We start from the raw sequence: 18,900 nt of genomic DNA, 5'->3' as shown, positions 1-18,900 counted from the left end.
TCGCGGACCGCCCGGCACGCCACCTGAACCCCCTCGCGCCGGGCCGGTCCAGACTCCTGAACGCCACAGAAAAGAGGTGCCCGTCATGACCCGCGAAATGGCTCGGCTACTGATCAGTCCCTCCAATGCCTGGCCTCGTCTGCGCCAGGACTACGACCATCACCCTTTCGCCTTCCTCGTTCCGCTGTTGCTATTGCCGCTACTGCCGGCGGCCTGCCTGTTCATCGGCACTACCCAGGTCGGCTGGTCGCTGCCGGGCAACGACAGCGTGCAACACCTCTCCAGCGGCAGCGCCCTGCTGCTGGCGACGATGTGTTACCTGGGCTTCGTCGCCGGCGTGGTGATCATGGGCTTCTTCGTACGCTGGGTGCTGTTCCGCACGCCGTCGCGCCCCAGCGTACCGGGCAGCCTGACCTTCACCACGGCGATCGCCGTGCCCTTGATGCTCGCCGGGATCGTCGCCCTGGTGCCCTGGCGGATCCTCCTGCTGCTGGCCGCGGCGGCTGCCTGCGCCTACTCGGTACGCCTGCTGTTCACCGGCCTGCCGCTGTTCATGCGCATGCAGGAGCGGCAGACATTGTTCTACGCCTTCTGCATCCTCGGCGTCGGCTTCCTGACCCTGCTGACCACCGCCTTCATCTTCATCGAGTTCTGGGGGCAAAGCCTGGCCGGCAGCGGCGAGTACCTGCGCTGAGGCTCAGCCGGCCTTCAGCGTGCCGGTCAGGAACAGGTACAACTCTTCCTGGCCGAACGGCTTGGCCAGCTTGGGCAACTGTGCCGCCGCGCCTTCGATCTTTTCCGCGAAGCCGGTGGCCAGGGCCATCTTCAGCGGCCGGCCCTGGGCCATGACCCGCTCCACCAACTGGCTGCCGTTCATCCGTGGCATCGCCTGGTCGGTCAGGAGGATGTCCAGCTCCGGCGTCGCCGTGAGAATCTCCAGGGCCAGGCTGCCGGAGTCGGCCTTGAGTACCGAGCAACCGAGGTCCTCCAGCATCGCCGCGGTGTTGTTCAACACCAGCGGGTCGTCGTCCACCACCAGTACTCGACAGGACAAGCGCACCCGCTCGCTTTCGCTGGGCGCCTGCGGCGTCGCGCCATTGCCCGTACGGGCGCTTTCCGGGGTTCGCGGGACGGCGGGTATCCAGATGTTCGCGGTGGTGCCGACGCCCGGCTGGCTCTCCAGGGTGAGCCGGCCGCCGAGCTGCTCGGCGAGGCCGTCGACGATCGACAGGCCCAGCCCGGTGCCACGCCCAATTCCCTTGGTGGTGTAGAAGGGTTCCACCGCACGGCGCAGGGTTTCCTCGTCCATGCCGCTGCCGGTGTCGCTGATGCTCAGGCAGATATAGTTGCCCGGTGCGAGGCGATGGGGATTGTCCGCCGGCACCCGCTGGTTGCTCGCGGAAAAGACGATGCGCCCGCCGTTGGGCATGGCGTCGCGGGCGTTGGTGGCAAGGTTGATGATGGACAGTTCGAGCTGGTTGGCGTCGGTCAGGCCGAGGTCGAGATCCAGGGGAAAGCGCGTCTCGATCGATACGCTCGGTCCCAGGGAATGGATCAGCAGGTCGGTCATCCCGCGCAACAGGTCGGGGATCGCGCAGGGCTGCGGATCGAGACGTTGCTTGCGGGCGAAGGAAAGCATCCGCTGGGTCAGGTTGGCGCCGCGCTGGGCGGCCTCCAGGGCGTTCTGCAAGAGGTCGGCGGTGCGCTGGTCGCCGGGCAGGCGTTTCTTCAGCAGCCCGAGGCTGCCGATGATCACCGTCAGCAGGTTGTTGAAGTCGTGGGCCACGCCGCCGGTGAGGTGCCCCAGGGACTCCATCTTCTGGGCCTGGAACAGCTCCTGGCGGGCCCGTTCCAGTTCGCGTTCGGCTTCGATCCGGTGGGTGATGTCACGGGTTACCTTGGCGAAGCCGATCAGCCGGCCATCGCTGTCGCGGATCGGATCGATCACCACGTTGGCCCAGAAGCGACTGCCGTCCTTGCGCACCCGCCAGCCTTCCTTCTCGAAACGCCCTTCGCGTTCGGCGGCGGCCAGGCCGCGGGCCGGCTCGCCGGCCTCGCGGTCTTCGGGGGTGTAGAAGCAGGAGAAGTGCCGGCCGATCACCTCTTCCGGCAGGTAGCCCTTGATCCGCTGGGCGCCGAGGTTCCAGTTGGTGATCCGCCCGCGGTGGTCGAGCATGTAGATGGCGTAGTCGGTAACGCTCTGCACCAGCAGGCGGAACTGCTCCTGGCTGCGCCGCAGCGCCTCCTTGGCCGCGCGCCCTTCGCTGAGGTCGTGGATCAGCTGGGCGAAGCCGAGCAACTGGCCCTGGCTGTCGCGGATGGCGTCGATCACCACCTGCGCCCAGAAGCGCTTGCCGTTGCTGCGCACCCGCCAACCCTCGGTCTCGAAGCGGCCCTCGGCATCCGCCTGGCGCAGCGCCTGTTGCGGAACGCCGGCGTCGCGGTCCTTGCGGGTATGAAAGCAGGCGTAGTCGCGGCCGAGGATCTCGCTCGCGTCGTGGCCGAACAGGCGCGCCGCGCCGGCGCTCCAGCTGGCGATACGGCCAGCGCTGTCCAGGGTGTGGATCGCGTAGTCGTCGACCGCTTCGTCGAGCAGGCGGTTGCGCGTGGCCTGGTTCAAGGGGACTTTCGGTTTTCTTGTGGTTTTCATGGACGTGTTCACTCGTCGGCTGCTCGACCCGGGCTGCAAGGCACACCCAGCAAGGTAGTACGAAGAACGGCTTCCGGCCGCTCGCTGGCTCGCCCCAGGAACTTGGCCGACCTTTCGGAAGACCCCGGCGCGGCCGGCGAATTCCATTCGCCGGAACCTTGTCCGGAGTATGGCTTTCGATATGCAGGTAGGGACATCTCCTTTCCACCGCACCGACCCCGGAGTTCCCATGCGCAATCTGGAAACCGCAACCCTGAAGCTGGGGATATTCCATCCCCACGACAGCCTGAGCCAGGCGCTGATCGCCGCCGCCTTGCAGCGGCAGATCGAAGTCAGCGCCTTGCAAGCCGACCTCAACAGCCTGCAGGCGCGCCCCGGGCTGCGCTGCAAGCCAGCCAGCCTGGCGTCGTCGATCGAGGTCAGCCAGGCGGCGGCCGGTCTCGACCTGCTGTTCGCGCCGTTGTCCGACTACGCCGCCGAAGCCTTGCCGCCGATCTGCGCCGCGCTGATCGATGGCGCCCTGCGCGCCGAGGTACCGCGCCTGTTCCTGCTTGGCCATTGGCAATGGCTGGTGGCGCCGCGCGACGCCGGCGAGGAGCAACTGGGTGCCGGGCTCGAGCGCAGCCTCACGGTCAGCGGCCTGGACTGGACGCTGGTGGAGGTCCCGAGCCTGCCCGCCGGCCTGCGCATCGACGATTTCAGCCGCGCCGGCGACGTCGCGGAAGTGGAGGCCGCCAGGGTGTTCGCCTGCGCCGAAGCGCTGCTCGACGAAGTCCGTCTCGGCCTGCACAAGCGCCAGTGCCTGCGCCTGGCGCCCTGAGGAGTACCCACCATGTCCGGCCCCGATACCCTCAGCCAGGCCTTCGGCACCCTGCTGCTGGCCCTGGCCTTCAGCGCCTTCATCGTTTTCGTTCGCGGCTACCGCCCGGGCGGGGTCAGCGGCGCCTGGTACGACCTGGTGCTCGCCTTCGTCGCGGTATGGCTGGCGTTCTGGCCCGAAGCCGGCGTACTCGCACGCTCGCCGAGCCTGGCCAATGCCCTGGGGTTGGTCTTGCAGGTCGGCGCTACCCTGCTCGGCTGCCTGCTCGGTTACGGGGTGGCAAGGGGATTGCGGCGGGCGATGCGGGAAACCCGGCAAAAAAGATCGGCTTCTTCGCCAACGAGCCGGCGAGGTTCCTAGAGGAAATATCAAGAAAATCCATATAACCATATGGGCGAAAAGTTCTTTCGAATGCCCATAAGGAGCGCCGAACGGGCTTTTCGCCCGTCATGATCGCACTCCGACATGAGCGTTCTGCACGACTTCTTGCATTCTGCATCCCGCGCCTCATGCGGGATACAGCTTATCCCGCAGATTCTGGATGTGGCCGGTATTTCATCGGCGCGGCGCCTATAGTTATCCCTACCGTTGTACGTATCGACGGTTTCTCTCTGATTCAGGCTAATCCCGCTCCAGGGACGGAGTGGATCTTTTTCTTGCGCTTCGCGAACTGGGGAGACCTGACCAGATGAACCTTTCCTACCTGTACCTGAAGAAGATCCTCGAGGAGGAACTGCGCGACCACGACTGCCAGTGCCAACTGAACCCCGACTTCACGGTGACCATCAGTTGCCGCGTCGACGGCCCCCACGGCGCGCTCTACATCGTGCCCAACAGCGACTTCCTGAAGAGCAGCAGCTTCAGCGACCTCAGCGCCTTCATCCTCAACCTGCGCGAGGAAATCAGGCGCTTCGGCGAGTTCGAGGCGGAACTCCAGACCGGCACCGGCTGAGCCCCTCCCCCCTTTTTTTTCCCCCTCCCGCCGTCAGGGCTGCTGGTAGTGTCCCGGCGTGGTGCCCGGTTCATGGGTACGCTCCACCTTGCTGACCTGGATATCGCTGATCGCCTCGGCGTCGTGCGGTCGATGCAGTGCCTCCAAGTGGCGGCGGGCCTCCTCGCGGCTGAGGGTATCCGCCTCGCTGTGCAATTCGCAGGTCATCGGCTGGTCGTCGAGGATGTAGCTGATCAGGAACAGATGGCTGGCCATCGTCTCGCCCTCCTCTCTTCGATGGGCCCTGCGCCAGGCGCAGGGCCCATGGCTATCACGGCAGGTTCGGCGGCAGTTCGGCGTCCAGCGCAGCGTCCTGCCGCGAGTCGTCGCGCTGGCGCTCCTGCAGGCGCTGCAGGCGGCGGGTCAGGTGCTGCACCTCTTCGCGCAGCAACTGCAACTCTTCCCGCGGTTCATTGAGCAGGCCCTTGACATGGCAATGCCCACTCAACCCGCGGCTGACCAGCAGGCCGCCGGCGACCGCCTTGCAGGCGCCGGGCAAGCCACCGCGGGCCAGGCCGAAGCCGGCCAGGACCAGTCCGGCGCCGATGGAAGCGAGTCGCTCGCCGCGCTGCAGGTTGTGCGGCAGGCCATTGGCCGTCGAAGTCGGCAGGTATTCGTTCATGGAATTCTCCTTGCTTCGGTTATCGGTCAGGCTTCGTCGTCCGGCGGTTGCACGAGGAACTCGACCAGCGTCCGCCGGCAAGCCTCGATGCCCTCTTCCAGGACGATCTCGAAACCGTGGGTGTTCTCGGTCGGAATGCCGATGCAGCCGACCTGCGCGGCCTCGCCGTGGCTCAGCAGCGCGCTGGCGTCCGAGGCGAAGTCCACCAGCAGCGCCGCCTGCGGCTGGTACTGGCAGCGTTCGGCGGCGCGCAACAGGCGGTCGGTGACATGGCGGCTGTAATAACCCTTGGAGTCGCCGCTGTTGACGATCGGGTCGCGGCACAGCCGGGTGCCGTATTCGGCTACCGTTGGGCCGACTTCCACCGCGATGCTGATGTCGCCCGGCAGTCGGCGCGCGGCGAACAGCGCGCCGGCGTTACTCTCCTCCTCCATGGTGGTGAGCACCAGGTAGAGGTCGCCGTGCAACTCATCGCGGCGCCGGGCGATCTCGCGAGCCACGCCGAGCACGGCGAGCAGCGGTGCGCGGTCGTCGAGGAAGTGCGCGGCGACGCAATCCTGGAAGTACAACGGGCGCCGCCACAGACGGTTGAGCACCACGCGGGTACCCGGTCGCACGCCCAGGTTCGCCAGCTCCTCGGCGCTGCGCCGGGTGACCACGTGTACGTCGCGCCAGTGCACCGCGCCCGAGAGCACGTCGGAGCCCTGCGGCGACTCGCCGGTAGCATGCATGCTGCCGTAGGACAGCACGCCGTCGAGTACCGCCTCGCCGGCCAGGATCTGTACCGGACAGACGCCGAAGCTCACCGGCTGGGCGCCGCCGAGCGCCACTACGCGCAGGGTACCGTCGGCCTCGACGCGCTTGACGATCATGGCGATCTCGTCGAGGTGCGCGAGCAGCCGCACCGCGGCCCGCCGCGCCTGCTCGCGCGGCAGGTGCGGCGGGCTGATGCGCGCGACCAGGTTGCCGGCGGCATCGCTGCCGACCTCGTCGCAACAGCCCTCGAGTTCCCGCTGGCAGATGGCCCTGACCTCGTCTTCCTGGCCACCGGGGCCACGTGCCAGCAGGAGTTCCTCGAGCAAGGCGCGGTCTTCTTCGCGCATGCCTCAGGCCGCCCGTTTTTCCAGGCGCGCTTTCAGCTCTTTCTTGTGCTGCTGCATGGCCTGGCCGAGTTGCTTGAGGGCGGCGGCGTCGAGCAATTGCCGGGCGCGCGGGAATAGTTCGCCCTCTTCCTCCTCGATGTGGTGTTCGAGGAGTTCCTTGAGCACCTTGACCCGGCCGGCGAACTGCACGGTATCCGGGCGGGTGCGCTTGAGGTCGGGAAGGACCAGGGAATCCACCGTGCGGTGTTCCTCCTTGGCCTCGTAGTACATTTTCAGCTCTTCCTTGCCGCCGCTTTCCCTGATCGCCGGATAGAAGATGTCTTCCTCGAGGGCGGTGTGCAGCACCAGTTCCAGCTCCAGCCTGCCCAGCAGCTCGCTGCGCTTCTTCAGCGCCCGTTCGGTGGTCTCGCTGAGTTCGTTGAGCAGTTTCTTCACGGTCTCGTGGTCATGGACCAGCAATTCGATGGCGTTCATGGTCGCTCCTCATCGGTTTGTTATCCGAGTGCTCCGGCACTCTCTCTGGCTGAGCGCGCGTTCCTCCGCCGAGTTCAGTCGCGAGGACGGGCGGTCGCCGCACGCGGGCCGGCGACCGCCCAGATCAGCACGCCGAGCACCGGCAGCACCGCGATCAGCAACGACCACAGGGCTTTCGAATTCACGCTGCGATCGCTGCGGAACACGCTGACGAAGGCCCACAGGTCGTAGAAACCCACCAGCGTGGCCAGGCCGATGAGCAGGAAAGCCAGGGACTGGCTCATGGCGCGCTCCTCCTCGCGGGGTCGGCTCAGGCGCGGGCGTCGCGCAGGGCTCGGACCCGGTCGTGGTGACGGAGTACGCCCTGGTATTGGCGCTCGATCACCTGGTGGATCTCCGCCGGCAGCGATTTTTCCAGCGCCGCCTGGTAGCGGTGCTTGGCGACATCCTCGCCGCGCTCGCATTCGTTGAGCACCGCCTCTTCGTCCTTGCCGGTGACCAGTGACTTCAGGTCGACCCAGCGCCGATGCAGGTCACCGGCGAAACTGGTGCTGTCCTTGGGTTTGCCACCCAGTTCCAGGACGATCCGCTCCAGCTCGTCGGCGGCCGCGGCGCAGTCGCGGCTCTGCTCCAGCATCGCCGCCTTCAACTGCGGGTCGCGCAGGTCCTCGGCGCAGGCGTGGAAACCGGCCTCGCCATCCTTGCTGGTTTGCAGCAGGTCGTTGAGTACGTCGAGGGTGTCGTCGAGGTTGGTCTGGTTCATTTCGCTCTCCTTGGCCCGGAGCTGTCCGGGATTTCTCGCATCTGTCGGCGCCGGCACCTGCCGGCACGGAACGTGGGCAGCAACCAGCACCCACGGAAGGTGGGAGGCTCGCCGTCGCGGAGCGTTCAGAAAGCCGGATGGATGGTGGCGTAGGCCGGGGTGATGCTGAGACGTTCGCCGACCACCATCTCGGTGATCCAGTCCACCAGGATCGAGGTATAGGCGTCCTGCGCCGCCTCGCTGCTGAGCGCATGGTCGGCGTGGTCGATGATCCGGTGGGTCAGCGAATGGGTCTGCTGGAAGGCGGCGCGGAAACTCATGATGGTCGAGTGCGGCACATAGCTGTCGAACTCCGACTCCACCAGCAGCACATCGCCGCGGAATCCCGCGCAGGCCTGCAGGGCTCGGTTGCTGGCGGCCGGGATCAGGCTGCTGCGGTATTCGCTGAGATCCTCGCGGTCGAGCAGCAGCTTGGGCGTCAGCCAATCCTCGTCGCGGTAGATCGCCGGCACCCGCAAGGCCAGCCAGCGCACCGCGCGCAACTGGCTGAGGATCGCCGCCAGGTAGCCGCCATAGCTGGTGCCGACCACCGCGATCGCCTCGCTGTCGATGGCCGGGTGGGCCACCAGCCGGTCGTAGGCGGCGAGCAGGTCCTGCAGGTTGTCCTCGCGCGTCACCAGCGCCTGGCGCCCGCTTTCCGCGCCGTGGCCGCGCAGGTCGAAGGTCAGGCACACGCAGCCGAGCCCGGCGATGCCCTGGGCGCGCTTCAGGTCGCGCTGCTGGCTGCCGCCCCAGCCGTGCACGAAGAGCACGCCGGGAACCTTCGCCCGGGGGCTGAGGAAGGTGCCTTCGATCCGGTCGTCGCCGACCCCGATGCGGATGCGTTCGCTGTTCGCCGTCATGCCTCCCCCGTCATCGCATACTTGAGCAGGAAGTCGCCGTGTTCGTCGGGACCGCGGTAGATCACCCGGCTGTTGTCCGGCAGGCGCTTGTCTTCGTGGATCTCGAACGACGCGGCGCGCACCGCGGGCAGCCCCGGATCGGCGCGGAAGGCTTCCAGCGCGGCGATCTCGGCGCTGCTCGCGCCGCCGACCCGCCAGGACTGCTCGAGCACGCCGAAGCGCTCCCGACCGTTGCCATCCCGGCCCTGGGCAATGTCGTAGTTGCGCCGCGAGGCGAAGCAGCCGGGGAAGAAGATCGCCGCGGCGGTGTCGAAGATCCGCGCGTACTCGATGGCCTGGCGCACCTCGCGGGCCAGGTCCAGGGCCTGCAGCTCGGCGTAGCCACCGCGCGCCACCAGCAGGTCGGAGCCGGCATAGACCAGTTCGCCGCGCGCGTTGCGGGTCTGGTGCTGGTGACCGTGGTAGCTCAGCAGGAAACCGTTGACCCGGAGCTGGCCGACGCTGTGGGTGACGATGCTCTCCAGGTTGGCTTCCAGTACCAGGCCCTGCGCCAACTGACGCTCCTCCAGCCCGCCGAGCCAAGCGTCCAGTTCGTCGAGGTCGTGCGCCACGTACTGGCCGAGGCCGCCACAGGCCTCCGCCAGCTTGGCCCGCACCGGTCCTTCGGCGAGCATGCGGGCGCCTGCGCGGTGTGCGTCGGCCAGGCTGAAGACGCTGACGCCGTTGAGCACGACGTCGCGGACCTTCTCCGCGAACAGCGGGTTCCAGCCTTCCGGCGCCACGCCGCCGCGCGGCAGCGGATGGACGATGGCCTTGCCGGCGATGAACGCGTGCTCGACGAAACCGCCGAGCAGATCTTCGTCACTGTTCACGCCCAGGCGCACGGCGGTCTCCCTGCCGACCAGGGTGCGGGTCGGGACCAGGTAGAGGGGGCCTCGCTGGTGCAATTCGGGTTCGTAGCGGCCGCCGAACTCCAGCTTCTGGACTTCCGCCAGCCAGCGCGCCAGGGCCAGGTTGCCCTGCACTTCGTGTTCGGCGGCCGCGGGATCGACACTATGGGCCACCACCAGTCTCTGCCGAGGGTCTGCGCTCATGTTCCGCTCCTCCTGGATGGAAACCGGGCATTCAGGGCTCCGGTATGGGCGAGAGGGGCTCTTCGTTGGGCTGTTCCATCGGAATCTCTTCCGGGAATTCCTGGGGGACGTGGCTTTCGTGGTCAGGAACCGGATATTCGTCCGGATCCCTCGAGGGGTTGCGTGGAGTGGTCGCTGTCGCGCCCGATGATGCAGAAGTGGGAAAACGCATGTCCGCCTCCATCGTAGGGATGACTTCTAGATGGAGGGGGCGAAGACGGATTTGGTTCGGACCATGCGTCGGAAGGCCGGGTCGGCGTCTGACCGACCCGGAGCTGAAACAGCCTGCTCAGCGAGCCAGGCTCATGGTACGCAGCTTGCCGCCGGCGACCAGGACCTTGCGATGAGTGAGATGCTGGTTGTCGCTGTCGCGGAACGTGAGCAGGTCGATGCGCTTGCGGAAATAGTCGCTGTCGCGCGTCTGCAACGGCCCCTGGTCGATGATCAGGTCCCGGCGGATGCGTTCCAGCACTTGGTTCAGCAACAGCGGGCTGCTCTGCTCCTGGCCGGAGATCGCCCGGCTCATCAGGCGCTTGCCCTGGTTATTACGCAAGGTCACCAGCAACGCGCCGTCAGGGCGAGGTTCGCAACTGACGCGCACATCCTTGAAATGCTCTTCCAGGTACTCAACCACGTTTTCATCGGTATCTAGCATTGCTGGCCTCCTGTCTCATCAGATTCTTTGACGCCGGTAATCAGGCGCATCCCTTTCGAGCAGAAGGCGTACCAATTCTTCTTGAAAATTAATTTCTTATAAATCAATAGGTTGAAAAACAAAGCGGCGAATTGATATTTGCAATTTGCAAGAAAGCCCCTGCCGAGCCTTGCATTCGGCAACCCGTTGCGCCCGTCGTCTCGCCTGCAACCCCCTGGCGCGGCTTCTCGCAAGCCGAGCCGCCGGTAAAAAAAACTAAACTTCCGGCGCTCCCCTCCGGTCACCCCTAGCAAGGACTTCGCCCATGCCACGGCGCGACGGAGTCCGACCGACCAACGCCAAGGACAACGTACGACCGGAGGATGACATGGGACATTCTGTTGCAGGCGTTTGCCTGGAAGAACCCGCGGTACTGACCGCTTTTCCGTCGCTGCTGCACCCGCAGGACCCGCCGCAACAGAGGGATCGGATACTCTTCGTTACCGCCGAGCTCAGCGATTTCGTCAAGGTCGGCGGACTCGGCGACTTTTCCGCCGCGCTGCCGAGGGTCCTCAAGCGCGAGCATTCGGTGCGAGTCCTGCTGCCCGGCTATCGCCAGGTGCTGGAGCGCTGCCGCGACTTGCGGATCATCGGCAGCCTGCCCGGCCGGGCGGCGATCCCGCCCTGCGAGATCGGCCTGGTGACCCTCGACGACGGCCTGGAAGTCATGCTGGTGCTCTGCCCGCTGCTCTACGAGCGCGAGGGTACGCCGTACATGGACGACCAGGGCAACGACTGGCCGGACAACCACCTGCGCTTCGCCCGCCTGTGCCTGGCCGCCGCCGAGATCGCCGGTGGACGCGGCGCCCAGGGCTGGCAACCGGGCCTGGTGCACGCCAACGACTGGCCGTCGGCGCTGACGCCGGCCTACATGGCCTGGAACGGCGTGCGCACGCCGAGCCTGTTTACCATCCACAACCTCGCCTACCAGGGCCTCTGCGACCTGCAATGCAGCGCCGAACTGGGCCTCCCCGACGAAGCGCTGAGCCACGAAAGCATGGAGTTCCACGGGCGCCTGTCGTTCCTCAAGGCCGGCATCGCCCATGCCCACCACATCACCACGGTGAGCGAGACCTACGCCCAGGAAATCACTACCCCGGAATACGGCTGCGGCCTGCACGGCATCCTCAAGTACAAGGTCGAGAAGCGTCAGCTCAGCGGCATCGTCAACGGTATCGACGATAGCTGGCAGCCGCACTGCGATCCGCACCTGGTGGCCTGCTTCAGCGCCCGCCAATGGGCCGGCAAGCGCGCCAACACGCGCTACGTGGAGGAGCGTTTCGGCCTGGAGCCGGGCAAGGGGCCGCTGTTCGCGGTGGTCTCGCGCCTGGTGCAGCAGAAAGGCATCGACCTGACCCTGGAGATCAGCGATGCCCTGCTCCAGGCCGGCGGCCGTCTGGTCAGCATCGGCCGTGGCGAGCCGAACCTGGAGAAGGCCATGCTCGAACTCGCCCGGCGTCATCCCGGCCAGGTCGGCGTGCACATCGGTTTCGACGAGACCGAGGCCCGCCGTATCTACGCCGGCAGCGACTTCCTGCTCATGCCCTCGCGTTATGAGCCCTGCGGGCTCAGTCAGCTCTATGCGCAATGCTTCGGCTCGCTGCCGATCGCGCGCTGCACCGGCGGCCTCGCCGATACCATCGTCGACGGGGTCACCGGCTTCCTGTTCCGTGAGGAAACCGCGCAGAGCTACCTCGATGCGGTGATGCGCGCGATCAACGTCTACCACTGTCCCTCGCTGCTCAACGCCATGCGCTGCAAGGCGATGGCCGCGCCGATGTTCTGGAGCGACTCGGTGGAGCCTTACAACCGCCTGTACCGGCGCCTGTTGAGGAATACCGCTCCGGCCCTGCGCGGGGTACGCCAGTGATGGCGATCCGGCGCCGCTTCGGCGCCCAGTTCCAAGGCAACGGCCGGACCTGCTTCGGCCTCTGGGCTCCGGACGCCCGTGAGGTCCGGGTCGAGACCGCCGACGGCCGCGACTGGCCGCTGGAAGGCAGCGACAGCGGCTGGTTCGAGGCGACCCTGCCCTGTCCGCCCGGCACCCGCTACCGTTACCGCATCGATGGTCGCCCCGGGGTGCCGGACCCGGCCTCGCAGTTCCAGCCCGACGGCGTGCATGGCCACAGCCAGGTGCTGGACCATGGCGCCTACGCCTGGCGCGTCGACGAGTGGCACGGGCGGCCCTGGCACGAAGCGGTGATCTACGAGCTGCACGTCGGCCTGTTCGGCTCCTACGCCGAGGTCGAGCGCTTCCTTCCGCGCCTGGTGGAACTGGGCGTGACCGCCGTGGAGCTGATGCCGCTGGGCGAGTTTCCCGGTCGCCGCAACTGGGGCTACGACGGCGTGCTGCCGTTCGCCCCGGCGTCGGCCTACGGCACGCCCGAGCAACTCAAGCATCTGATCGACAGCGCTCACGGCATGGGCCTGATGGTCTTCGTCGACGTGATCTACAACCACTTCGGCCCGGACGGCAACTACCTCGCGCAGTACGCCGCCGCGTTCTTCCGCGACGACCGGCAGACGCCCTGGGGCCAGGCCATCGATTTCCGTCGCGGCGAAGTCCGCGAGTTCTTCTATGAGAACGCCCTGATGTGGCTGCTCGACTATCGCGTCGACGGCCTGCGCTTCGATGCCGTGCACGCGATTCCCGATAGCGCGTTCCTCGTCGAGATGGCCCGCCGCCTGCGCGGCGCCGCCGGCCCCGAGCGCCATGTGCACCTGGTCCTGGAGAACGACGACAACCGCGCCAGCCTGCTGCGCCAGGGCTACGACGCACAGTGGAACGACGATGGCCACCATGCGCTGCACGTCCTGCTCACCCGCGAGAACGACGGCTACTACCAGGACTACCCCGAGCCGCTACGCTGCCTGGCGCGCTGCCTGGCCGAAGGCTTCGTCTACCAGGGCGAAGCCAACCGCCACGGCCGGCCGCGCGGCGAACCGAGTGCCGACCTGGCGCCGGACGCCTTCGTGCTGTTTCTGCAAAACCACGACCAGGTCGGCAACCGCGCCTTCGGCGAGCGTCTCAGCGTCCTCGCCGAACCCCAGACGTTGCGCCTGGCGATAGCGCTGCAGCTGCTCGCGCCGATGATTCCGCTGCTGTTCATGGGCGAGGAATGCGCCGCGCGCGAACCGTTCCTGTATTTCACCGATCACCAGGGCGAACTGGCGGACGCGGTCCGCGAGGGACGACGCAAGGAGTTCGGCGAGTTCGGCCGCTTCGGCGAGGGCGCCACCCTGGCTTCGCTCCCCGACCCAAACGCGGTGGAGACCTTCGAGCGCTCGCGTCCCGGCCTGGCCGATTGCGACCCGGCCTGGCGCGGCTTCTACCGGCAACTGCTGGAAATCCGTCATGAACACCTGATCCCGCGCCTGCGCGGCGCCCGTTCGCTGGGCGTGACCACCATCGCCGGCGCCGCGCTGTCGGCGCGCTGGCGACTCGGTGACGGCAGTGACTGGCGAATCGACTTCAACCCTTCTCCGCTCGAAGCGGAAGTCGAGCCGCCGGCGGCCACCACCTGGGTGCTGTTCCTCGACAACCTCGCCTGTGCCGAGTATCGCCGCGGCCGCCTAAGTCCCCGCAGCATCGCGGTCAGCCTGGAGCCCGCCCATGAGTGACGCACGCCTGGCCGAACTGGCCGCCGCCGTGGGCCTGCAACTCGACTGGCAGGACGCCAACGGACGGCCGCAGCGGGTCGACCCGGAGGTCCAGCGCGGCCTGCTGGAAGCACTCGGCTATCCGGCGCAGAGTCCGCAACAGATCGAACAGAGCCTGGCCGCGCTGGCCCGGCTGCGCGAGGACAGCGCCAACCTCGGACTGCTGGTCGGCGAATGCGGCCAGCCGCTGGAGCAAGCGCTCGGCCCCGCCGGCACCCCGGGCGAGCTGGTCTACGAGGACGGCACGCGGATCGCCCTGCGCCTGGACGCCGAAGGCCGCCTGCCGGCGCAGGCCCGCAGTGGCTATGCGCAGCTGTCGCTGGAGCAGCGGGAATGGGCGGTGGCGATGGCGCCGCCGAGCTGTCCGTCCCTGGCCAGCCTCGCCCCGGGTCGCTCGCGTCGCTGGGGTCTGGCCGCCCAGGTCTATGCCCTGCGCCGCCCCGGCGACGGCGGCCTGGGCGACAGCGCCGCCCTCGAGGACCTGCTGCGCAGCGCCGCGCGGCATGGCGCCGACGCGCTGGCGATCAGCCCGCTGCACGCCCTGGCCGAGGCCAACGGACATGCCTACAGCCCCTACTCGCCGTCCAGCCGGCTGTTCTTCAATGTCCTGCACGCCGCGCCGGCGACCATTCTCGGCGCGGCGGCGGTGGAACAGGCGATCCGTCGCGCCGGCCTGGCCGCGGAGATGGCCCGCCTGGAGAGCCTGGAGCTGATCGACTGGACAGCGGCGGCGGACCTGCGCATGCGCCTGCTGCGCCAACTCCACCGCGACTTCACCGAGCGCGCCAGTCCCTTGCGCCACGACCTCGCCGAATTCCGCCGCGAAGCCGGCGAGGCCCTGCTGCACCACTGCCGCTTCGAGACCCTGCAGGCGCACCTGGGCGCCGGCCCCGACTGGAGACGCTGGCCGGAGCCGCTGCGCCGCCCCGGCGAGCCGGCGGTGGCCGCGTTCTGCGCCGATCACGCCGAGGAAGTGGACTTCCGTGCCTTCGGCCAGTGGCTGACCCAACGTTGCCTGCAACATGCCCAGCGCCAGGCGCGCGAGGCCGGGATGGCCATCGGTCTGGTCGCCGACCTGGCGGTGGGCGCCGATGGCGGCGGCAGCCAGGCCTGGTCGCGGCAGGAAGAGCTGCTCGCCGAAGTGAGTGTCGGCGCGCCGCCGGACATCCTCAACCAGTCCGGACAGGACTGGGGCGTTTCCGCGTTCAATCCCGAAGGCCTGCGCCGCCACGGCTACCGGGCATTCCGCGAGATGCTGCGGGCCAACCTGGCCTGGCCCGGAGGGCTACGCATCGACCATGTGATGGGCCTGCAACGTCTCTGGCTGATCCCGCGCGGCCAGCCGCCCCACGCCGGCGCCTACCTGCGCTACCCGCAACGCGAGCTGCTGCGCCTGCTGGCGCTGGAGGCTAGTCGCGCCTCGGCGCTGGTCATCGGCGAGGACCTCGGCACCGTGCCCGAAGGCCTGCGCGAGGAACTGGCACGCCGCCAAGTGCTGGGTACCCGCGTGCTGCTCTTCGAGCGGCGCGGCGAACGCTTCGTGCCCCCGGCGCAATGGCCGGCGGACGCCATGGCCACCACCAGCACCCACGACCTGCCGAGCCTGTCCGGCTGGTGGCGGGGCCAGGACATCCACTGGCGCGGCCGCGCCGGACACCGCAGCGCCGAGGAATGCGCGGCCGACCTGGAACTGCGCGCCGAGGAGCGCCGGGCCCTGGCCGCCAGCCTCGAACCGCCGGTCAATCCCGACCCCGCCGCCGAAGTACCGCTGGACGCCTGCATCGGCTATGTCGGGGCAACCCCCGCGCCGTTGGTGCTACTGCCCCTGGAGGACGCCCTGGGCAGCCTGGAGCAGCCGAACCTGCCCGGCCCCGGCGACGCCCACCCGAACTGGCGGCGGCGCTGGCCGGAAAACGCCGCGCAGATGCTCGGAACGCCGCAGGTCGACCGGCGCCTGCGCCTGCTCGAACGCAGCCGCCGGGATGCCGAGGAGGCCGCCCATGATTGAGCCCCGCGCTACCCTGCGCCTGCAATTCCACGCCGGCTTCACCCTCGACGATGCCCTGCCCTGGCTGGACTATTTCGCCGACCTGGGCATCAGCCATCTCTACGCCTCGCCGCTGTTCCGCGCGCGGCCCGGCTCCAGCCACGGCTACGACGTGGTCGACCCGACCCGGATCAATCCGGAACTGGGCGGCGAGCCGGCGCTGCTGCGCCTGATCCAGGGGCTGCGGCAACGCGGCATGGGCCTGCTCATGGACATAGTGCCGAACCACATGGGCATCGGCGGCGGCGCCAATCCCTGGTGGCAGGACGTGCTCGAATGGGGGCGCGAGAGTCCCTACGCGAGTTTCTTCGACATTCAGTGGGAATCCCACGACGCCGCGTTGCGCGGCCAGGTGCTGCTGCCGTTCCTGCGCAGCGACTACGGCGAGGTCCTGGCTGCCGGGGAGATCGGCCTGAGCCTGGACCGCGAGGCCGGCCGCCTGCTGGCGAGCCACGGCGAGCAGCGCTTCCCCCTCTGGCCGGGCAGTTACCCGGAGCTGCTGGAAGACAGCGGCGAGCCGCGCCTGTCAGCCCTGGCCGGCGGTTTCCGCGAGTGCCGGCAGGACCGCGAGGCCTTGCGCGAGATGCAGCGTCAACTGGCGGCTGCGCTCGCCGAGAGCGCTCCGCGCGCAGCCCTCCAGCGCACGCTGGGCGAACTCCAGGAACGCCACGAGGAGGCTCGCCAACGCCTGCACCGCCTGCTCGAGGCGCAGCACTACCGCCTGGCCAGTTGGCGCACCGCGGCGGACGACATCAACTGGCGCCGTTTCTTCGACATCAGCGAACTGGTCGGCCTGCGGGTCGAGCGCGGCGAGGTGTTCGAGGCCGTGCACGGCAAGGTCTTCCAGTTGCTCGAGGACGGTCTGCTCGATGGCCTGCGCATCGATCACGTCGACGGCCTGGCCGATCCGCGCGGCTATTGCCGACGCCTGCGCCGCCGCAGCGAGCGGATCCGCGCCCGTCGCGGCGGCGCGCCGATGCTGCTGTACGTTGAGAAGATCCTCGGTGGCGAGGAGCGCCTGCCCGAGGATTGGCTGTGCGACGGCACCACCGGCTACGACTTCATGAACCAGGTCAGCCTGTTGCAGCACGATCCGCGCGGCGAACGACCGTTGCGCGAACTCTGGCAGCGGGTCAGCGGACGCCCGGAGGCGTTTCTCGACGAGGTCTACCAGGCTCGCCAACTGGTCCTGGCGGGAAGCCTCGCCGGTGACCTGGAGAACCTCGCCCAGGGTCTTTTGCGGGTGGCGCGGGCCGACCTGGCCAGCCGCGACCTGACCCTGGGCGGTATCCGCCGCGCGCTGTTCCAGTTGCTCGCGCGCTTTCCGGTCTACCGTACCTACGCCGGGGCCTGCGGTCGCTCGGTGCAGGATCGCGAGGTGTTCCGCTATGCCGCAGAGGCGGCCCGCGAGGATCTCGACGAAGCCGACCGGGCGGTCCTCGACCATCTCGAACGCTGGCTCGGCGGGCAGCCGCTGCGCGAGCTGCCGCCCGGTCCGCTGCGGCGCCTGCGCGGCGAGTTGCTGGCGCGCTTCCAGCAGTTGAGTTCGCCGACCGCAGCCAAGGCCGTGGAGGATACCGCCTGCTATCGCTCGGCGGCCCTGCTCTCGCGCAACGACGTCGGCTTCGACCCGCAGCGCTTCGCCGCTTCCGCCGAGGAATTCCATGCCGCCTGCGAAGCCAGGCGCCTGGCCAGCCCGCGCGCCCTGCTGGCCACCGCCAGCCATGACCACAAGCGCGGCGAGGACGCCCGCGCCCGTCTTGCGGCGCTCAGTGAACTGGCGCCCTGGTTCGCGCGTAACGTCGAGCACTGGCAAAGCCTGGCCACGCCGTTGCGCCGCGACCTCGCCGAGGGGCCGGCGCCGAGTCCCGGCGACGAGCTGATCCTGTTCCAGGCCCTGCTCGGCAGTTGGCCGCTCGACGCGCCTTGCGACGGCGCCGCCCTGGACCAAGCGTTCCTCGCGCGGATGCGCGAATGGCAATGCAAGGCCTTGCGCGAAGCCAAGCTGCGCACGCGCTGGACCGCGCCCGACGAAGACTACGAGCGCGCCTGCGCCGACTATCTGGAACAGCTCCTGCGCGCGCCGCTGGCCCAGGCCCTGCGCCAGTCGCTGGGCAACGCGGCGGCGCGACTGATGCCGGCCGGGGCCCTGAATGGCCTCGCCCAATGCCTGCTGCGCCTGACCTGCCCGGGTATCCCCGATCTCTACCAGGGGCGCGAGGACTGGGACTTCAGCCTGGTCGACCCGGACAACCGGAGGCCGGTGGACTTCGCCCGGCACGCCGCCGCCCTGGCCGCGCCGACGCCCTTCCCGGAACTGCTGGAGCACTGGCGCGACGGTCGCATCAAGCAGACCCTGATCGCCCGCGTGCTGGGGCTGCGGCGGATGCAGCCGGGCCTGTTCCGCGACGGCGACTACCTGCCCCTGGAGGTCAGCGGCGAGCATGCCGAGCGGGTCCTGGCCTTCGCCCGGCGCAGTCGTCACGGTTGCCTGCTGGTGGTGGTCCCGCGCCTGGCCTGCGCCCTGCTCGGCCACGCCACGCAGCCGCAGGTGCCGGCCGAGGCCTGGGGCGACACCTGCCTGCTGCTGCCGCCGAGTCTCTCCGAATGCACCTACAGCGGCCTGTTTTCCACCATGCCGCTGCCCAGCGACGGGCACCTGAGCCTGTCCGAAGTGCTCGCCGACTTTCCCGTCAACCTGCTTTACCGCCTCGCCCAGGAGGACACCCCATGAGCGCCGACGAAAAACGCATACGAGAGTTCGCCTACCAGATCTGGGAATCCGAGGGTTGCCCCGACGGCCAGGCCGAACGCCACTGGGCCATGGCCCGGCAACTGGCCGAAGCGGAAGCCGCCGCGGCGGCACCGAAGAAGACCCGCGGTCGGGCCAAGGCCGCCAAGGAAACCCCGGCCCTGCTGCAAGCGCCGGCCGCCAAGCCGCGCAAGCCGAGGGCCGCGTCCCCGGCGCGGCCCGCCAGCGAAAAACCGGCGGCGGCCAAGCCGCGCAGCCGCCGCAAGCCCGAAGCGGGCGAATGAGGAGT

The 18,900-nt window shown here is 68.5% G+C and carries 19 protein-coding genes; 9 read left to right on the top strand and 10 right to left on the bottom strand.

Features of this window, described 5'->3' with window-relative positions:
* The first annotated feature begins 85 nt into the window (after window positions 1-85).
* On the top strand, window positions 86-694 hold the full coding sequence (locus tag HMPREF1224_RS41705; RefSeq protein WP_003123473.1) for a Yip1 family protein: 609 nt from the start codon (window positions 86-88) through the stop codon (window positions 692-694).
* A 3-nt stretch (window positions 695-697) separates the two neighbouring features.
* On the opposite strand, the gene HMPREF1224_RS41700 is transcribed toward HMPREF1224_RS41705, so the two are convergent.
* A complete protein-coding gene (locus tag HMPREF1224_RS41700) occupies window positions 698-2,650 on the bottom strand; it encodes a hybrid sensor histidine kinase/response regulator (RefSeq protein ID WP_010794153.1) in 1,953 nt (650 codons plus the stop codon).
* Between the two features lie 229 nt (window positions 2,651-2,879).
* Between HMPREF1224_RS41700 and HMPREF1224_RS41695 the strand changes: the two genes are divergently transcribed.
* From HMPREF1224_RS41695 to HMPREF1224_RS41685, 3 genes are all read left to right on the top strand, one after another.
* Window positions 2,880-3,470 (top strand): NAD(P)-dependent oxidoreductase, encoded by a 591-nt coding sequence (locus HMPREF1224_RS41695; RefSeq protein WP_003088985.1) that lies wholly within the window; start codon window positions 2,880-2,882, stop codon window positions 3,468-3,470.
* A 12-nt stretch (window positions 3,471-3,482) separates the two neighbouring features.
* A complete protein-coding gene (locus tag HMPREF1224_RS41690; protein WP_003088982.1) occupies window positions 3,483-3,830 on the top strand; it encodes a hypothetical protein in 348 nt (115 codons plus the stop codon).
* Window positions 3,831-4,113: 283 nt separating this feature from the next.
* A complete protein-coding gene (locus tag HMPREF1224_RS41685; RefSeq protein WP_003144276.1) occupies window positions 4,114-4,422 on the top strand; it encodes a hypothetical protein in 309 nt (102 codons plus the stop codon).
* Window positions 4,423-4,455: 33 nt separating this feature from the next.
* On the opposite strand, the gene HMPREF1224_RS41680 is transcribed toward HMPREF1224_RS41685, so the two are convergent.
* From HMPREF1224_RS41680 to HMPREF1224_RS41640, 9 genes are all read right to left on the bottom strand, one after another.
* Window positions 4,456-4,677, bottom strand: coding sequence for a hypothetical protein (locus HMPREF1224_RS41680; RefSeq protein WP_003113664.1), 222 nt, complete (start codon window positions 4,675-4,677; stop codon window positions 4,456-4,458).
* Window positions 4,678-4,732: 55 nt separating this feature from the next.
* The gene (locus tag HMPREF1224_RS41675; protein ID WP_003088973.1) at window positions 4,733-5,083 is read right to left on the bottom strand and encodes a YgaP family membrane protein; all 351 of its coding nucleotides are present in this window, start codon (window positions 5,081-5,083) and stop codon (window positions 4,733-4,735) included.
* 26 nt (window positions 5,084-5,109) lie between these two features.
* Window positions 5,110-6,186 (bottom strand): M42 family metallopeptidase, encoded by a 1,077-nt coding sequence (locus HMPREF1224_RS41670; protein ID WP_003088971.1) that lies wholly within the window; start codon window positions 6,184-6,186, stop codon window positions 5,110-5,112.
* Between the two features lie 3 nt (window positions 6,187-6,189).
* Window positions 6,190-6,660 (bottom strand): hemerythrin domain-containing protein, encoded by a 471-nt coding sequence (locus HMPREF1224_RS41665; protein ID WP_010794152.1) that lies wholly within the window; start codon window positions 6,658-6,660, stop codon window positions 6,190-6,192.
* 74 nt (window positions 6,661-6,734) lie between these two features.
* Window positions 6,735-6,944, bottom strand: coding sequence for a PLD nuclease N-terminal domain-containing protein (locus HMPREF1224_RS41660; protein WP_003113662.1), 210 nt, complete (start codon window positions 6,942-6,944; stop codon window positions 6,735-6,737).
* Between the two features lie 26 nt (window positions 6,945-6,970).
* Window positions 6,971-7,423: a PA2169 family four-helix-bundle protein gene (locus HMPREF1224_RS41655; protein WP_003113661.1), complete on the bottom strand. Its 453-nt coding sequence runs from the start codon at window positions 7,421-7,423 to the stop codon at window positions 6,971-6,973.
* A gap of 125 nt (window positions 7,424-7,548) precedes the next feature.
* A complete protein-coding gene (locus tag HMPREF1224_RS41650) occupies window positions 7,549-8,325 on the bottom strand; it encodes an alpha/beta hydrolase family protein (RefSeq protein ID WP_003113660.1) in 777 nt (258 codons plus the stop codon).
* Entirely contained in the window at window positions 8,322-9,419 is a 1,098-nt protein-coding gene (locus tag HMPREF1224_RS41645; RefSeq protein WP_010794151.1) for a DUF3182 family protein, read from the bottom strand. The genes HMPREF1224_RS41650 and HMPREF1224_RS41645 overlap by 4 nt, the downstream gene beginning before the upstream one ends.
* Window positions 9,420-9,747: 328 nt before the next feature.
* Window positions 9,748-10,113, bottom strand: coding sequence for a DUF3509 domain-containing protein (locus HMPREF1224_RS41640; RefSeq protein ID WP_003113659.1), 366 nt, complete (start codon window positions 10,111-10,113; stop codon window positions 9,748-9,750).
* A gap of 367 nt (window positions 10,114-10,480) precedes the next feature.
* On the opposite strand from HMPREF1224_RS41640, the gene glgA reads away from it, so the two are divergent.
* From glgA to HMPREF1224_RS41615, 5 genes are read left to right on the top strand one after another with little or no spacing between them, the layout of a single operon-like run.
* On the top strand, window positions 10,481-12,022 hold the full coding sequence (glgA, locus tag HMPREF1224_RS41635; RefSeq protein ID WP_003115521.1) for a glycogen synthase GlgA: 1,542 nt from the start codon (window positions 10,481-10,483) through the stop codon (window positions 12,020-12,022).
* On the top strand, window positions 12,022-13,773 hold the full coding sequence (gene treZ / locus HMPREF1224_RS41630) for a malto-oligosyltrehalose trehalohydrolase (RefSeq protein WP_010794150.1): 1,752 nt from the start codon (window positions 12,022-12,024) through the stop codon (window positions 13,771-13,773). Before glgA ends, treZ begins: the two co-directional genes overlap by 1 nt.
* On the top strand, window positions 13,766-15,820 hold the full coding sequence (gene malQ / locus HMPREF1224_RS41625) for a 4-alpha-glucanotransferase (protein ID WP_010794149.1): 2,055 nt from the start codon (window positions 13,766-13,768) through the stop codon (window positions 15,818-15,820). The genes treZ and malQ overlap by 8 nt, the downstream gene beginning before the upstream one ends.
* Entirely contained in the window at window positions 15,813-18,593 is a 2,781-nt protein-coding gene (locus HMPREF1224_RS41620; RefSeq protein ID WP_003144285.1) for a malto-oligosyltrehalose synthase, read from the top strand. The genes malQ and HMPREF1224_RS41620 overlap by 8 nt, the downstream gene beginning before the upstream one ends.
* Complete coding sequence (locus HMPREF1224_RS41615) at window positions 18,590-18,895, top strand: DUF2934 domain-containing protein (RefSeq protein ID WP_003113653.1); 306 nt, start codon at window positions 18,590-18,592, stop codon at window positions 18,893-18,895. The genes HMPREF1224_RS41620 and HMPREF1224_RS41615 overlap by 4 nt, the downstream gene beginning before the upstream one ends.
* The last annotated feature ends 5 nt before the right edge of the window (window positions 18,896-18,900 follow it).

The sequence above is a fragment of the Pseudomonas sp. P179 genome (assembly GCF_000478485.2).
GTDB classification, from domain to species: Bacteria; Pseudomonadota; Gammaproteobacteria; order Pseudomonadales; family Pseudomonadaceae; genus Pseudomonas; species Pseudomonas aeruginosa.
Note: the sequence above shows the minus strand (reverse complement) of the source record. Positions and strands in the feature narration are given on the sequence as shown.

Excerpts from the sequence above, each read along its gene's own strand:
- HMPREF1224_RS41695 (WP_003088985.1), top strand. The coding sequence starts at position 2,880 with ATGCGCAATCTGGAAACCGCAACCCTGAAGCTGGGGATATTCCATCCC.
- HMPREF1224_RS41615 (WP_003113653.1), top strand. The coding sequence starts at position 18,590 with ATGAGCGCCGACGAAAAACGCATACGAGAGTTCGCCTACCAGATCTGG.
- HMPREF1224_RS41680 (WP_003113664.1), bottom strand. The coding sequence starts at position 4,677 with ATGGCCAGCCATCTGTTCCTGATCAGCTACATCCTCGACGACCAGCCG.
- HMPREF1224_RS41645 (WP_010794151.1), bottom strand. The coding sequence starts at position 9,419 with ATGAGCGCAGACCCTCGGCAGAGACTGGTGGTGGCCCATAGTGTCGAT.
- HMPREF1224_RS41705 (WP_003123473.1), top strand. The coding sequence starts at position 86 with ATGACCCGCGAAATGGCTCGGCTACTGATCAGTCCCTCCAATGCCTGG.
- treZ (WP_010794150.1), top strand. The coding sequence starts at position 12,022 with ATGGCGATCCGGCGCCGCTTCGGCGCCCAGTTCCAAGGCAACGGCCGG.
- HMPREF1224_RS41620 (WP_003144285.1), top strand. The coding sequence starts at position 15,813 with ATGATTGAGCCCCGCGCTACCCTGCGCCTGCAATTCCACGCCGGCTTC.
- HMPREF1224_RS41670 (WP_003088971.1), bottom strand. The coding sequence starts at position 6,186 with ATGCGCGAAGAAGACCGCGCCTTGCTCGAGGAACTCCTGCTGGCACGT.
- HMPREF1224_RS41690 (WP_003088982.1), top strand. The coding sequence starts at position 3,483 with ATGTCCGGCCCCGATACCCTCAGCCAGGCCTTCGGCACCCTGCTGCTG.
- HMPREF1224_RS41675 (WP_003088973.1), bottom strand. The coding sequence starts at position 5,083 with ATGAACGAATACCTGCCGACTTCGACGGCCAATGGCCTGCCGCACAAC.
- HMPREF1224_RS41660 (WP_003113662.1), bottom strand. The coding sequence starts at position 6,944 with ATGAGCCAGTCCCTGGCTTTCCTGCTCATCGGCCTGGCCACGCTGGTG.
- HMPREF1224_RS41650 (WP_003113660.1), bottom strand. The coding sequence starts at position 8,325 with ATGACGGCGAACAGCGAACGCATCCGCATCGGGGTCGGCGACGACCGG.
- HMPREF1224_RS41655 (WP_003113661.1), bottom strand. The coding sequence starts at position 7,423 with ATGAACCAGACCAACCTCGACGACACCCTCGACGTACTCAACGACCTG.
- HMPREF1224_RS41700 (WP_010794153.1), bottom strand. The coding sequence starts at position 2,650 with ATGAAAACCACAAGAAAACCGAAAGTCCCCTTGAACCAGGCCACGCGC.
- HMPREF1224_RS41665 (WP_010794152.1), bottom strand. The coding sequence starts at position 6,660 with ATGAACGCCATCGAATTGCTGGTCCATGACCACGAGACCGTGAAGAAA.
- malQ (WP_010794149.1), top strand. The coding sequence starts at position 13,766 with ATGAGTGACGCACGCCTGGCCGAACTGGCCGCCGCCGTGGGCCTGCAA.
- HMPREF1224_RS41640 (WP_003113659.1), bottom strand. The coding sequence starts at position 10,113 with ATGCTAGATACCGATGAAAACGTGGTTGAGTACCTGGAAGAGCATTTC.
- glgA (WP_003115521.1), top strand. The coding sequence starts at position 10,481 with ATGGGACATTCTGTTGCAGGCGTTTGCCTGGAAGAACCCGCGGTACTG.